Origin of the sequence: Dactylosporangium sp. NPDC051541, assembly GCF_044454505.1 — a bacterium.
Taxonomy (GTDB): domain Bacteria; phylum Actinomycetota; class Actinomycetes; order Mycobacteriales; family Micromonosporaceae; genus Dactylosporangium.
The window spans coordinates 59,184-71,274 of the sequence record NZ_JBITDU010000001.1 but is presented as its reverse complement, the minus strand read 5'-3'; the positions used below and the strand labels follow the sequence as shown (position 1 = coordinate 71,274).

Below are 12,091 nucleotides of genomic sequence, written 5' to 3'. Positions count from 1 at the left end.
CGTGATTTCTGACTACGCAGCGTTCACTTGCGGGTGAATCCCAGAGCTCGATAGCCGGGCATGCGGCGCTGTAGCGAAACGGCAACGATTGGTGTGGCCGGGTCATGGTAGTCGTGGACCTCGGCGATGTCCTTGCCAGGCGCCCGGCGGATTACCCGGCCGGCGCATTGGACCAGCAGCCCGTCGTACGAGATGGGACCAGCTAGGAATAGCGTGTCCAGCACTGGCGCATCGAAGCCTTCGCCGATGAACGGTGTCGTACCGATCACCAGGAGACCGTCGCCGGACTTGGCCTCCCCCAGCCGGTCGACTACAGCCCGTCGGTCGGTTGTGCTCATCGCTCCCTGCAGCACCAAGGCTTGGTGTCCGCGGGCGGCTAGCAACCCGGCGAGGATTTCGACGTGGGCGACTCGGCGGGTGAGAACAAGGCAGTTTCGTCGACGGGCCAGGGCTGCAGCGACGTCGTCGACGATCTGGGCGTTGCGGGCCTCGTTGAGTGTCAGCTTCCGGTGTACCTCCGCCAGCGCGCCGGGGGCGTCCAGGTCCACTTCGCTCGCCCGGAACTCGGTCTCATGGACGTGCAGCACTCGCTGCGGCCCCGCCTCGTCGAGCAATGCGGCCACGATCGTGTCTAGTTCCGCCTCGGACATGGTGTGCCGGACTGGGCCAAGCTGCCAGGTGACGAGTTGGCCAAGGCCGTCGCGCCGGGCCGGTGTGGCGGTCAGGCCGAGCCAGAACTGCGCGGCGATCCGCTTGACCGAGTGCTCGTACGCAGCCGCACCCAGGTGGTGGCATTCGTCGACGATGACGTGTCCGTACTCCTGCGTGAGGCCCGCTATGTCGTCGCGCCTGGCCAGGGACGGTAACAGTGCGATGTCAACCGTGCCGGTCAGTTTGCGCCGGCCCCCGCCGAGCTGGCCGGGCTTGAAGCCCAGGAACTGTTCGATGCGGCTGCGCCACTGGTCGGCCAAGGCTTTGCGGTCGACGAGGACCAGCGTCGAGGTTCCACGTTCGGCGATCACGGCGCACGCCATCACCGTCTTGCCGGAGCCGGGTGGAGCGACGAGCAGTCCGTCGTCGTGGGCCAGGAGCGCGGCGACCGCGACACTCTGTTTGGTCGTGAGTTCGGCGGCGAACGCGACATCGATCTCGCGGCCCGGAGTGCGGGCATCGGTAATAGCCAGCCTCGAGCCGACGCTCTCGACAATGGAGGCGACTGTGTGGCGCAGACCGCGCGGCAGCACGATGCGATCGTCGAACGTGAGGTCGTATCCACGGACGAACCGCGGGGTGTCCCAGGTGGACTTCCGCAGCCTTTGCAGCTCGTAGAACTTCGGATTGGCCATGGCGGCGGCGTGTTTGAAGGTCGCTAGCGCGGCCGGATTGAGTTGCGCGGTGTCGATGCTCAGTCCAGCAGTGAGTTCCGCATGCACCACCGGAGGCAGCGCCGGATGGACCCGTGTCGCAGCGGAGCGGGTCATCGCGGTGACGTCGGCGCCGGTTGTAGCGCGATTCGCTCGCCGGGCAACGCGTTCGGCGTCGCCTGGGCTGAGCCGGTCCAGCGTCGACAGAAACGCCCACTGGTCCTCGTACGGTTCGAGCGTGCCGGGATCCAGGAACGTGGTCAGGCCGTCCTTGCGGCGCCGCCCCTGCAGCGGCGCGGCGATGAGATTGCCGAAGCCACCTTCAGGGAGTACGTCCTGGTTGGGGAAGAGCCGGTCATACGAACTCAGATCCATCGTGCCGCGCAACACCATGGCCTCGTGCAGCAGTACGGTGCCGACGGCCCTGGCCACCGCCGCCGGCACCGCTGGGGCGAAGAGGATCCAGGCGTGGGCACCGCGCCCCGACTGCGAGATCTCCAATGCCGCCGGCACGGCGCTGGCTCGCGCCGCCTTGACGTACGCCAGGGCGTCGAGCATCGCCGTGGCGCCGTCGAAGTCGGCCACCACGAAATGGCATGTATTGGCGGAGAGGACCGGATACAGGCCCATAAATACATCGCCGACGAGATGCGCTGCTACGACATCGGGTGTGCGCGGAAGATAGGCGGCGCCCCGCCGGTCCATACCTTTGCGCCAGCCCCCGGCGACGGCAGGCATCCAGCCGGCGGCGCCGGTCCGTGTGTTCTCCCAACGCACCGCGTAGACATCAGTGCGGGCCCGAAAACGGTCGGCGAACAGCGCGAGCTTGTCGGCCACCGGTGAAGCCATCGTGACCAATCCCGGCGTGGCGACCGGAGCCGACAGCTGTTCCGGTGCCGGGCTCGTGTCCTGGCCGCGGAGATCCAGCAGGCGAGCTAATCGCGCGTTCTCCGCCCGTAGCCGCTCCACCTCGCGACGGAGGTCGTCGAACTCGTCCTCAGGCGGCATTGCACCATTAAAGCGCTCGCAATTGTTCGGCCAGGCGGTCGTATTCGGCGGCGGCTGCGGGGGAGGTGTTGTCCAGGCCGCTGTACAGGACTGTCTGGCTTCCCAGGAAGCGGCGCAGCACCGGGACCAGCAGCGCTTCCGGCAGAGTGCGCAGCGCATTGAAGGCGCGGGGGTACGGGTGCGGCGGCAAGCTCTCGCGCATGGCGCTCAGCATGCGGCGGACGGCGGCTGGGTCTTCGGATAGTGCGGCGGGGCCGCCGGCGGCGTGCACTGCCCGGCCCAGTGGTACCTCGAACGCGGCGTGGGTTTTCAGCCAGGCGTCCATCTTGGGCTCGTGTTTGGCTTTGATGCCGCTGGCTCGGAACTTCTCGATGATGTGGTCCAGGCGGGGGCTGGTGCCGTCGATCGACATGGTTATCAGGCGGGTCAGGAAGTTTGGCGGGCGGTAGCGGATCACGTTGCCGTCCATGGTGCCGCCGCCCGTTCCGAAGCCTAGGAGCACGCGGTCGTGGCCCAGGGCGGCGCGTAGTGGTTCGAAGCCGGCGGCCCAGTTGAGCAGGAACAGCACGTCGCCGTCGACCTTGGCCAGGGGCGGGAGGAGCTCGTCGACCTGGTGGGTGCGGACGAAGACGGTGGTCAGGTCGTAGCCGTCGGACGGCGCCTCGACCACCGGCACCGGCACGCGTCTGATGTCCGGGCTGTCCGCGATCGCCAGTTGCACGCCGTCCTCACGCAGGCTGGCCAAGCGGGCGCCCCGAGCTAGGAGTGCCACGTCGTGGCCGGCCTCTTGCATCTGGACGGCGAACAGGCTGCCCAGGACCCCGGCGCCGTACACGAGCAACTTCATGCCAACTCCTCATTCATACGTTCGTTTTACTCATACGTACGTATAGTAAGCCCCCATGGACACCCGAACGCAACTGCTCGACGCGGCTGAGGAGCTCTTCGCGGAGCGCGGGTATAACGGCACGTCGATCCGGGCGGTCACCAACCTGGCCGGGGCCAACCTGGCGGCCGTCGGGTATCACTTCGGGTCGAAGGCCGAGCTCCTGGCCGCGGTCGCCCGGCGGGTGATCGAGCCGATCAACAACGCGCAGCGCGAGGGGCTCGATCGGCTCCTGGGGCGGACCGCGGAGCCTACGGTCGCGGAGCTGGTGGAGGCGTTCACGGGGCCGATGTTCGACGGAATGCCGGCCGGGGATGAGCGCAGTGTCCGCCGGTCGCGGCTGCTCGTAACCATTCTCGGCGACCCGGCCGACGAGGTGCGCAACTGGATGGGGCCGGTTGAGGACGCGGTCCGGGATCGCTATCTGGAGGCGTTCCGGCGGGCGCTGCCGGAGCTGCCCATCGAAGAATTGTGGTTCCGCATCAAAGGGGTCCTCGCGGTGACGACCGTGGATCGCCTCGAGCCCCAAGGGGACGCGGCCCGGCGCTGGGCGGTCACGTTTCTGGCGGCCGCGTTGAGTGCCCCACCGACGGCACCGGATTAGGGCGCGATCCGACGGCGCCGGATCAGGGCGCGATCCCTACACTCGTGCGCGGCAGGGCTGTAGCGCAGAGGTCGACGCATCGGACTCCGGATCCGAGGGACGCCGGTTCGATTCCGGCCGGCCCTGCCCTCGACCATCCGACGGAAGGGGTCACGACGTGCGACCGCTGCACCCTTCCGCGGTACCGATGAGCATGATTGAACAGGCCACCGAGCGGCGGCTGGCCGGCGATTGGCGCGGCGCCTGCGAGGTCGCCGGGATCGTCGTCAACATTCGGTTCGATGCCATTCGACGCCAGTACGGCGAAGAGGTCGTCGAGCACATCGAGGACCTCCTGCGCCATTTCATGCCCGACCTGCTGCGTTGGTACCTTCCCCGCGATCGCACCGGCCTGCCGTTGAAGAACGTCTGGTATCCGCTCGCGCTCTTTCCCGACGGACATGCGCTCGGTGTGCATCCGGCCCGCTGGGCGTCGAAGGTCGAGCTGCGGTTCGAGCGCATCATCGAACAGCCGGGCAAAGCCGACGAGACATTCCTGCACCTCAAGTACCGGTGGGACGACCGGCACCTCGACGACATTCGCGTCCACTGTGGAATCGGCGATCCGCTCGCGGAACGGCTCATGCGGCTCGACGACGAAGGCAAGCACGCCGCCGCGTGGGCGGTTGCCGGATACGACCTCAAAGTGCTCCTCTTCGATCGCCGCTTCGGCCGGGAACGCGTTGACCCGGCGGCCTTCGCGATCGACCCGGGGGTACGGAATCAGGCTCGTGGGATTGCCGTCGAGCGCTCGCTGGAGTGGCTGCGCCCGATGCACACGATGCTCGCCGATGCGGCCCGGAAGACCCTGGCCCACGTCCAGAACCTGCGCGAAAACGAGCCGTGGCCCCGGCCCCGCCGGATTTCGCCGCCCCCGCGCGCCGACTTCGACGACCATCTGGGACTCACGCGAATCGACGTCAAAGGGCGCAGCATCGTCCTCGACGGCAACCGGGCGCGACTGGTGAACCGCGTGCCGTACAACGACACCGACCAAAGCCGCCGCCTGACGGAGATCGACGAGTTCGGCGCGACCCTGGAGCGAATACCGCCCATTCCATTGGTACTCGTCCGCCGCCCGGAAGAGCTCACCGCCGAGCAACTGCATCCGTCGGTGTACGAGACGCTGTACTCGAAGCCGGCGGTACCCCCGAAGCCAGCCGAACTCCGCACCACCGTCCGCGTCCGTTGCGACCACGCCACCCACGAGATCGCCATGCGCGCCGGCGAATTCGAGATCCCGCACACCCAAGCCGAAATCGACCGCGAGTTGACGCTCGCCGCGCTGGGCGGCCAGGTGCAAGGTTGTGTAGCCGCTCGTGTCGGTTGGCGCGATCCGGCAGTACCAATGCCGCGTCCTATGCGTCGTTTGCAGTTTGAATTGTTGCGCCTTGTGCTGCACGGCGACACGGCCGCGATTGTCCGGGCTTTGGACCGGGGTCTGGACCCGCATCTACGCGACCCGTTCGGCCGCACGTTTCTGCATCTTCTGCCGCCGCTTCGGGGTGCGGAACGGCTGCTGCTGCCCCGGCTGCTGGCGGCCGGCCTCGACCCGAACGCGCGGGACGAAGCCGGCCGAACGCCACTGCACGAGGCGGTGCAGGACGGTTCGGAAGCGCTGGTCCGGGCCCTGCTCACGGCCGGTGCCGACCCGAGGGCGCAGACGAACCGCGGCGGTTATCACACGATGGCGGGTTATACGGGCCGGCCCGAACTCGATTTTTTGCGCGCGATGCTCAGGTGAGAGACTCCGTGCGGGCAGGGCCGTAGCGCAGAGGTGGACGCACCGCCTTCTCAGGGCGGGGAACGCCGGTTCGACTCCGGCCGGCTCTGCCCCTCGCCGGCTTATCGGTCTGCGGTGAGTTCGGTTTTGCGGCGGATCAGGGCCGCCCTCGATCGGCGGGCCATTCGTAGGTTCACGGCCGCTAGGACTCCCAAGGCTAGGACGACGGCCAGGAGTGACGGTTCGTATTGGTGCCGCAGCGCGGTGATGATGAGGGCACCGACGGTGAAGACCAGCCAGGCGGCGGCGCCGAGCCAGGCGGCGACGACCCGGTCCCGGGCGAACAGGGGGGTCCGGCGAGTCACGGCCCAGGCGCCGAACGCCGCCCAGCACAGGCCGATCGCCGTCAGGACCGCGAAGGCGACCTGCGTGCGCGGTGGCAGACCCGGTTCCGTTGCCCAGAGCAGGGCGATCAACCCGCTGCCGGTCAGGCCGGCCAGGCCGACGGTCAGGTAGCCGACCCGTTTGCGCAGCGACAGCGGCGCCTCGAGGCGGGCCAGGACTTCTTCGGGTGTCATGCCTCGTACCCCTTCCGTACCAGCTCCTGGCGCAGCAACCGGCGGGCCCGGTTAAGGCGTGACTTGACCGTGCCGACCGGGACCGCGCAGATTTGTGCGCACGCCTCCAGGGGCAGGTCTTCGAGGTAGAAGAGCAGGAGTACTTCCCGATCGCGGGCCGGCAGTGCGGTCAGGGCGCCGGCGAGCAGTTCGCGGTTGACGACGGCTTCGGTGTCGTCGTCGGCGGGCAGTACGTCGTCGTCGAGCGGGTCCGGGCGTGTGTACGCCTCGCGTAGCCGGTTCGTCACCGCGCGACGGGCGACGGTGAACAGCCACGGTGTGAATCGGTCGGCTCGCTGGAGCCGGGGCAGGCCTTTGACGACCGCCAGCCAGATTTCCTGCACGACGTCGTCGTCGGGGCGGCCGAGCATGCGCCCGACGTACCGTTCGACCCGCGGGTGCCAGCCGCGCACCAGTTCGGCGAAGGCGTCGCGTTCGCCGAGCTGACAGCGGATCACCAGCAACTCATCGTTCATCGGCCCTCCTTTCGCCTCTTCAGTCGGCGGGAGGGGCCGGCAGGTTCACGACGGCTTGGCCGATGGCGTCGAGGTCCGACGGGTGATATCGACGAGTAATGATTGATGGCGAATCGCTCGACGACGGGCCGCGTAGCGCCCTGGACTGCCATCGCCTCGGCCTCACCGCCCAGGTCCGGGGCGACTTCGACACCGCACAGGAGTGGTATCAGCGGGCCCTGGCGATCGCCGAGGAGCAGCAGGACCCGGTCGCCATCGGGATCAGCTTCCACCAGCTGGGCTACGTCGCGCACGCCCGCGGCGACCTCGACGGCGCCGAGTGGTGGTACGGGTCCAGCCTGAACCACGCCGAACGGCACGACAAGCCGGCCGACATCGCCACCGCCTGCCTCCACCTCGCCATGGTCGCCCAGGACCGCGGCGATCTGACGTTCGCGGAGGAGCTGCTTCGGCGCGCCCTCGAGGTGCGGGAGGAGCTCGGCGACCCACAACCGCTGGCGATGACGTACGGGCAGCTCGGCCCTGCTGGCCCTGCAGCGGGACGACAAACTCGCCGCATTGGAGTGGACGGTCCGCTGCGCCGCGCTCTTCCCGACGTTCCCCCACCCTGCTGCCGGCCCGGCGCCGTGGAACCTGGCCCAGCTCACCGGCGAGGTCGGGTGGCCGGCGCTGCACGAGACCTGGCAGCGGGTCACGGGCGAGCCGACGCCGGAGGCAGTGATCGACGTGATCACCGCCATCCAGCACGGCCGCGCCTAGCGGAATCCGGGTGGATGAATGCCGGGCGATGACCCGACCGGGCCGCCGGTCACCTGTCCCTACCGGTCAGTGGCTTTCGGGTGCCGCATGCTGGCGTAGGTGACGATGACACGCCGTCGGGCTGCGTCCACCAAGTACCAGATCCGAGCGCCGCCGGTCACCTCGTATTGCCACTGCGGCAGCATCTCGCCGTTGTAGCGGCCGACAGCCAGGTCTGCCTTCAGCCGATGATGCTTGTCTGTCGGCGGTGCCGGCTCCGGGTTGGTCGTGATCGCGAAGTACGCGGTGCGGGTCGCGCCCGTTGCTTGGGTGCACAGATCCTGCCAGCCCTTGATCGCATCGGTGTCGCCGTAAATCATGTCGAAGCCGTCGGTTGCCGGTGGCGGGGCGACCCGCTCGCCACGCTTCGGGCTCACGCAGCCCCCGGTACCGGTACCTCGCCATGGTCTGCATGCTCAGCCGTCAACGCCGCGTAGGTGTCCGGATCGGCGTACGCCTCAGCCGTGTGCTCCCACTCGATAAGTACCTGCCGGATCGACGGCGGGTTCGGATTGTTCGCGTGGGTTGCGTCTTCAAGCTCACGCAGCATCTCCGCGCGGGCGGACTGGGGCAGATGCCTCGCCCAGTCGAACGCGGTGACGAGGGCATCCGGTTCATAATGCTGCAGCGCGAGCGCGAGTCTGACGATGGCGATGGACGGGCCGTCGTTGATGTGCCGGAGGAGTTGCTCAAGGGGCTCGAGAATCTTGCCTCGGGCCTGGGCGTCCCCCATCAACTCGGCGGCCTGAGTGATCATCGTGGCGGCGTCGAGCTGGCTGGTCGACGCCGCGAGGGCATCGTCGACCGCCTGCTTCCGAGCGAGGACAACCGTCTGAAGCGGGGTGAGGGCAGCCGCCGGCCGGCCGTCGCGGGAGAGGATCACGATCCGGCCCGACTCGACCGTTTCGACTGCTTCCTGCAGCTCCGGATTGTCGTCGGGCAGCTCGTACATGGCCGCCGTCATGCGTCTCACGGTACCGTCCCGCCTCGTAGCGCCGCTATCCACGCTCCGTAACCTGTTCCAGCTCAAGTTCGATCTCCTCTCCACCGCCATCGCAGCAACGCGACGGTCTCAGTGGTCCGCCCCGAGCCCGAGGACCGTGCCGAGATGCGGTGCACCCGATGGCCGCGCAGAGCGCTCCACCACCGGACAAATGCGCCAGTCACGGGCTCGATGACGTGGTCGCGTTGACGGCGTGGGCCAGGCCGAACATGCCCGTGACGCAGTTGAGCAGGCATAGGCCGAGCAGGAGTATCGGGGCGGCCGTCAAGCCGATCCACACCCACAGCGCCACCTTCCCGGCCCGGAACAGGCCGGCCTTCTCCCGGTCGACGGCGCTCACCGATGGATAGGTGTACGGGGTCACGAACTGCCCATGCCGGCGTGGTGGTTGCGGGGTCATGTCGGTATGGCGGGGATGACGATGGTTATGAAGGTGCCGATCCACCACAGTTCGAACGTCTCCAGCGCGAAGTCCCGCCGCCGTGTCGGGCTGCTCGTCCGGAGCACCGCCACCCCGGCCACACTGGACAACAGCAGCGACAGCAGACCGACCCCCCAGGTCAGCCGGACGTCCAGCGAAGCCGGGGACGAGAGGACCCACGGCAGGCAGAACAGCAGCACCATGAACGTGGTGAAGAACGCCAGCCAGGCCGATGCGCAGCACAGCAGCCAGCGGATCTCGGACTTCGGCACGTCGTTCGCACGGTCTACGCGAGCCATGCATCCAGCTTCACGAACCCCCACAGCCCGCGGAAGAGTCAACCCCGCCCTGTGGATAACTTCCGGCTAAAGAGACGAATCACCCAGTACCTCCGAAAGAAACTGCACGCAAGAGTGAATCTGGTCGACACGGGCAAAAGCGGCCATCCGGGGGATTAGCATGCGGCGGCGTTACGCTCCCGCGCGTGGCAAGAGGTGCGGTCCGCAACTTCGAGACGGCGCTCGGCGCGATCGGTGTGCTGGCGCTCATCATCACCGCCATCATCGTCACCGGCTGGAATCCGCTGCCCAACGTCACCGACTGGTGGAACAAGGTCGCCGACAGCGCCGGCAAGCTGTCCACGCCCGAGACGAAGTGGACCGATCGGGTCGGTGGACAGCCCTCGTCGGCCGTCATCGCCGGTACCGCCACCATCGTCAGCATGCGCGGCACCGTCGAGGCCCGCGCGCTCAGTGACGGCGCCGTGCTGTGGACGAAGGAGGCCGACTGGGTCGGGGTCGCCGGCGACGGCGGAAACGTGGTCGCGATCGTCGGGCGGCGCGGCATCGGCCTCGAGGCCCTGGACCCGGCGACGGGCACCTCGAAGTGGAAGGACAGTGAGGTCGTCGGCGCGTGGGCGTACCGGGAAAGCGTTCTCACCCTCACCTGCGGCGCGCTCTCCGACTGCACCCTCGCCGCGCGGGCGCCCAAGGACGGTGCCACGATCTGGAAGCTGACCCTGCCGGGCGCCGCGCGCGTCCTGAACGGCATCAACAGCGATTTGATGGGTACCGAGCTCAAGGCCGACGCCTACCGCGACGCCATCGAAGCCATGCCCCGGGCCGTCCCCGCGATGCTCGGCCTCCCGATCGAGCAGAAGGTCAAGGTCGTCGACACCACGCGGGGCAAGCTTCTGCGCGAGGACGGCCAGTCCAACACGACGCGGATCGTGGTCGCCGGCGGGCGCGTCCTCGCGTCGACCGCCACGTCGAAGGACGGCAGCTGCCGATACAGCCTCGAGGCCCGCGACGCGACGACCGGCAAGACGGTGTGGAAGAAGGACGGGTACGACCTGCACACCGCGTCCGGGGCGGGCTGCGAGCAGCGGCACGACCCGGCCGGCTCCGACACGGTCCTGATCGCGACCCGCGGCGACAACCGCGAGGTCTTCCTGTCGCCCCGCGACGGCCGGGAGATGTGGGCCGGTGCCGAGGGCGACGAGATCGTGGCCGCCGACAGCCAGTACGGCCTGGTCCGCTCCAACGGCGGCAAAACGCTTTCGGTCGTCGGCTTCGACAAGGGCGGCCGCCTCTGGCAGCAGGAAGTTCCCGCGAAGGCCGACATCGCCATCTCCCGTTATGCGGTGCTCGTGCGCGACAACAGCGGCACCGGCACGCTCACCGCCTACGCCCCCGCCGACGGCCACAAGCTCCTCGAGGCGAAGACGACGTCGGACGTCATCGGCATCAGCGACCGCGGCCTCATGATCAACCGTGGGAGAACGATCGGTTTCCTTCCATACTCCTGAATGTCGTAATCAGCCGCCCATCGACGAGATTGTGCAGCGCGATCCCCGGTGGAGCGTCGTAATCGAGGTCGCCGTCCGGGTCCTCCCACGGCAGGATCAGCGTCGACGCGACGCCGGGCGCGATCACCAGCGGCACGCCCGCGAATGTCGTCACCGTCGGCGTGTGGAAATGCCCGCACAGCACCGCCACCACATTGGGGTGCCGGCGAATGACGGCCTCGAGGCGCTCCTCGCCGAACTGCCGCACCTTGTCCGCGTGGAAATGCCCGAGCGCCACCGGCGGATGGTGAAAACACACGAACGACGGCCGGTCCCCGTCGAGGGCCGAGTCCAGCCACGCCAGGGCCGAGTCCTCGATGAACCCCTCGCTCTGGCCGGGAATGCTCGAGTCCAGGAGCGCGAACTGCGCCTCCCCGACGGTTTCGGCCCGATTCAGCGGCCCGAGCCCGGCCGCGACGAAGTGCTCGCGCCGGTCGTGATTTCCAGGCAGATGCAGCAGTGGTACTGCCAGTCGCCCGAACAGTTCCCGAAAGCGCTCGTACTCATCGGCCCGGCCATTGTCGGCCAGATCCCCGGTGAGCAGGACGACGTCCACCGGTCGCGGCAGCCCGAGCAGATAGTCGACGACGCGCTCGGTCCGTTCGACACTGCGCGGCCCGTTGTCGATGTGCGTGTCGCTGACGTGCGCGATGAGCATGCACGAACGCTAGAAACGCGGCCCGGGCGATACAACCGCCAATCGTGAACCCGTGGTCAGCGATGCTCCATGACCAGCGCGAACGACGTGTGCGGCAGCAAAGCCTCGTAGCCGTGCGCGATGTCCCCGGCGAACGAGGCGTAGTCGTGGACGTCGAGGTCGACCGGGGAGTCCTCGGGGCCGACCCGGAGCCGGCCGCTGATCATCACGACGTGTTCGATGGTGCCGGGCAGATGCGCGTCGGCTTTACGGGCGCCAATGGGCTCGACACGCATCAGGTAAATGTCGCGGCGAACTCCTGGGGGCGAGGTCGCCAGGAGAGTACCCACGAAATCCGCTTGTTCTGACTTCACGGTCGGACCGTCGCCGGCGCGAATCACGCGGGGTGCGGTCGGCGGGGGCTCGACCAGCCGGCTGAACGGCACGTTGAGCGCGACCGCCAGGGCCCACAACGTCTCGATGTTGGGGTTGCCGGCGCCCGACTCGAGCTGGCTCAGCGTCGACTTGGCGATCCCGGCGCGCTTGGCGACCTCGCTCAGGGACAGCTTCTCGCGCTCGCGTTCGCGGCGCAGCGCGGCGGCGATGAGGTCGATCGGTGGCTTCGTGGGGTCCATGCAGGTCCGTTCGGTACGTCGAACGATCTATTCG

General features: G+C 68.2%; 14 protein-coding genes, 2 tRNA genes and 1 pseudogene. 7 read left to right on the top strand and 10 right to left on the bottom strand.

Annotation, left to right across the window (positions count from 1 at the left end):
• Positions 1-23 precede the first annotated feature (23 nt).
• Positions 24-2,372, bottom strand: coding sequence for a TOTE conflict system archaeo-eukaryotic primase domain-containing protein (locus tag ACIA8L_RS00375; protein ID WP_395898851.1), 2,349 nt, complete (start codon positions 2,370-2,372; stop codon positions 24-26).
• 7 nt (positions 2,373-2,379) lie between these two features.
• Positions 2,380-3,219: a ketopantoate reductase family protein gene (locus tag ACIA8L_RS00370; RefSeq protein ID WP_395898849.1), complete on the bottom strand. Its 840-nt coding sequence runs from the start codon at positions 3,217-3,219 to the stop codon at positions 2,380-2,382.
• A 55-nt stretch (positions 3,220-3,274) separates the two neighbouring features.
• Between ACIA8L_RS00370 and ACIA8L_RS00365 the strand changes: the two genes are divergently transcribed.
• The 4 genes from ACIA8L_RS00365 (at position 3,275) to ACIA8L_RS00350 (ending at position 5,734) form a co-directional block, all read left to right on the top strand.
• A complete protein-coding gene (locus tag ACIA8L_RS00365; protein WP_395898847.1) occupies positions 3,275-3,862 on the top strand; it encodes a TetR/AcrR family transcriptional regulator in 588 nt (195 codons plus the stop codon).
• 53 nt (positions 3,863-3,915) lie between these two features.
• Positions 3,916-3,988, top strand: a tRNA-Arg gene (locus ACIA8L_RS00360).
• A 61-nt stretch (positions 3,989-4,049) separates the two neighbouring features.
• Positions 4,050-5,645, top strand: a complete 1,596-nt coding sequence (locus ACIA8L_RS00355; RefSeq protein ID WP_395898845.1) for an ankyrin repeat domain-containing protein — start codon at positions 4,050-4,052, stop codon at positions 5,643-5,645.
• A 16-nt stretch (positions 5,646-5,661) separates the two neighbouring features.
• Positions 5,662-5,734: transfer RNA gene (locus tag ACIA8L_RS00350), tRNA-Glu, on the top strand.
• Positions 5,735-5,746: 12 nt separating this feature from the next.
• Here the strand turns inward: ACIA8L_RS00350 and ACIA8L_RS00345 are convergent.
• Together ACIA8L_RS00345 and ACIA8L_RS00340 are read right to left on the bottom strand one after the other, a co-directional pair.
• Entirely contained in the window at positions 5,747-6,202 is a 456-nt protein-coding gene (locus ACIA8L_RS00345) for a hypothetical protein (protein ID WP_395898844.1), read from the bottom strand.
• Entirely contained in the window at positions 6,199-6,717 is a 519-nt protein-coding gene (locus ACIA8L_RS00340; RefSeq protein ID WP_395898842.1) for an RNA polymerase sigma factor, read from the bottom strand. Before ACIA8L_RS00340 ends, ACIA8L_RS00345 begins: the two co-directional genes overlap by 4 nt.
• A 98-nt stretch (positions 6,718-6,815) precedes the next feature.
• On the opposite strand from ACIA8L_RS00340, the pseudogene ACIA8L_RS00335 reads away from it, so the two are divergent.
• Positions 6,816-7,157, top strand: a pseudogene (locus ACIA8L_RS00335) (tetratricopeptide repeat protein); the annotation flags it as partial.
• 118 nt (positions 7,158-7,275) lie between these two features.
• On the top strand, positions 7,276-7,476 hold the full coding sequence (locus tag ACIA8L_RS00330; protein WP_395901795.1) for a hypothetical protein: 201 nt from the start codon (positions 7,276-7,278) through the stop codon (positions 7,474-7,476).
• A 59-nt stretch (positions 7,477-7,535) separates the two neighbouring features.
• Here ACIA8L_RS00330 and ACIA8L_RS00325 read toward each other — a convergent pair whose 3' ends face one another.
• From ACIA8L_RS00325 to ACIA8L_RS00310, 4 genes are all read right to left on the bottom strand, one after another.
• The gene (locus tag ACIA8L_RS00325; protein ID WP_395898840.1) at positions 7,536-7,892 is read right to left on the bottom strand and encodes a hypothetical protein; all 357 of its coding nucleotides are present in this window, start codon (positions 7,890-7,892) and stop codon (positions 7,536-7,538) included.
• Positions 7,889-8,479: a hypothetical protein gene (locus ACIA8L_RS00320; protein ID WP_395898838.1), complete on the bottom strand. Its 591-nt coding sequence runs from the start codon at positions 8,477-8,479 to the stop codon at positions 7,889-7,891. The genes ACIA8L_RS00325 and ACIA8L_RS00320 overlap by 4 nt, the downstream gene beginning before the upstream one ends.
• A 199-nt stretch (positions 8,480-8,678) precedes the next feature.
• Entirely contained in the window at positions 8,679-8,918 is a 240-nt protein-coding gene (locus ACIA8L_RS00315; RefSeq protein WP_395898836.1) for a hypothetical protein, read from the bottom strand.
• The gene (locus ACIA8L_RS00310) at positions 8,915-9,238 is read right to left on the bottom strand and encodes a hypothetical protein (protein ID WP_395898834.1); all 324 of its coding nucleotides are present in this window, start codon (positions 9,236-9,238) and stop codon (positions 8,915-8,917) included. The genes ACIA8L_RS00315 and ACIA8L_RS00310 overlap by 4 nt, the downstream gene beginning before the upstream one ends.
• A 185-nt stretch (positions 9,239-9,423) precedes the next feature.
• Here ACIA8L_RS00310 and ACIA8L_RS00305 point away from each other — a divergent pair, with 185 nt between their 5' ends.
• Positions 9,424-10,746 carry a PQQ-binding-like beta-propeller repeat protein gene (locus ACIA8L_RS00305; RefSeq protein WP_395898832.1) on the top strand — a complete coding sequence of 441 codons (1,323 nt, stop codon included), beginning with the start codon at positions 9,424-9,426 and terminating at the stop codon, positions 10,744-10,746.
• Here ACIA8L_RS00305 and ACIA8L_RS00300 read toward each other — a convergent pair.
• Entirely contained in the window at positions 10,706-11,443 is a 738-nt protein-coding gene (locus ACIA8L_RS00300) for a phosphodiesterase (RefSeq protein WP_395898830.1), read from the bottom strand. The two genes, ACIA8L_RS00305 and ACIA8L_RS00300, sit on opposite strands and share 41 nt — an antisense overlap.
• A gap of 56 nt (positions 11,444-11,499) precedes the next feature.
• Entirely contained in the window at positions 11,500-12,057 is a 558-nt protein-coding gene (locus ACIA8L_RS00295) for a helix-turn-helix domain-containing protein (protein ID WP_395898828.1), read from the bottom strand.
• Positions 12,058-12,091: the final 34 nt, after the last annotated feature.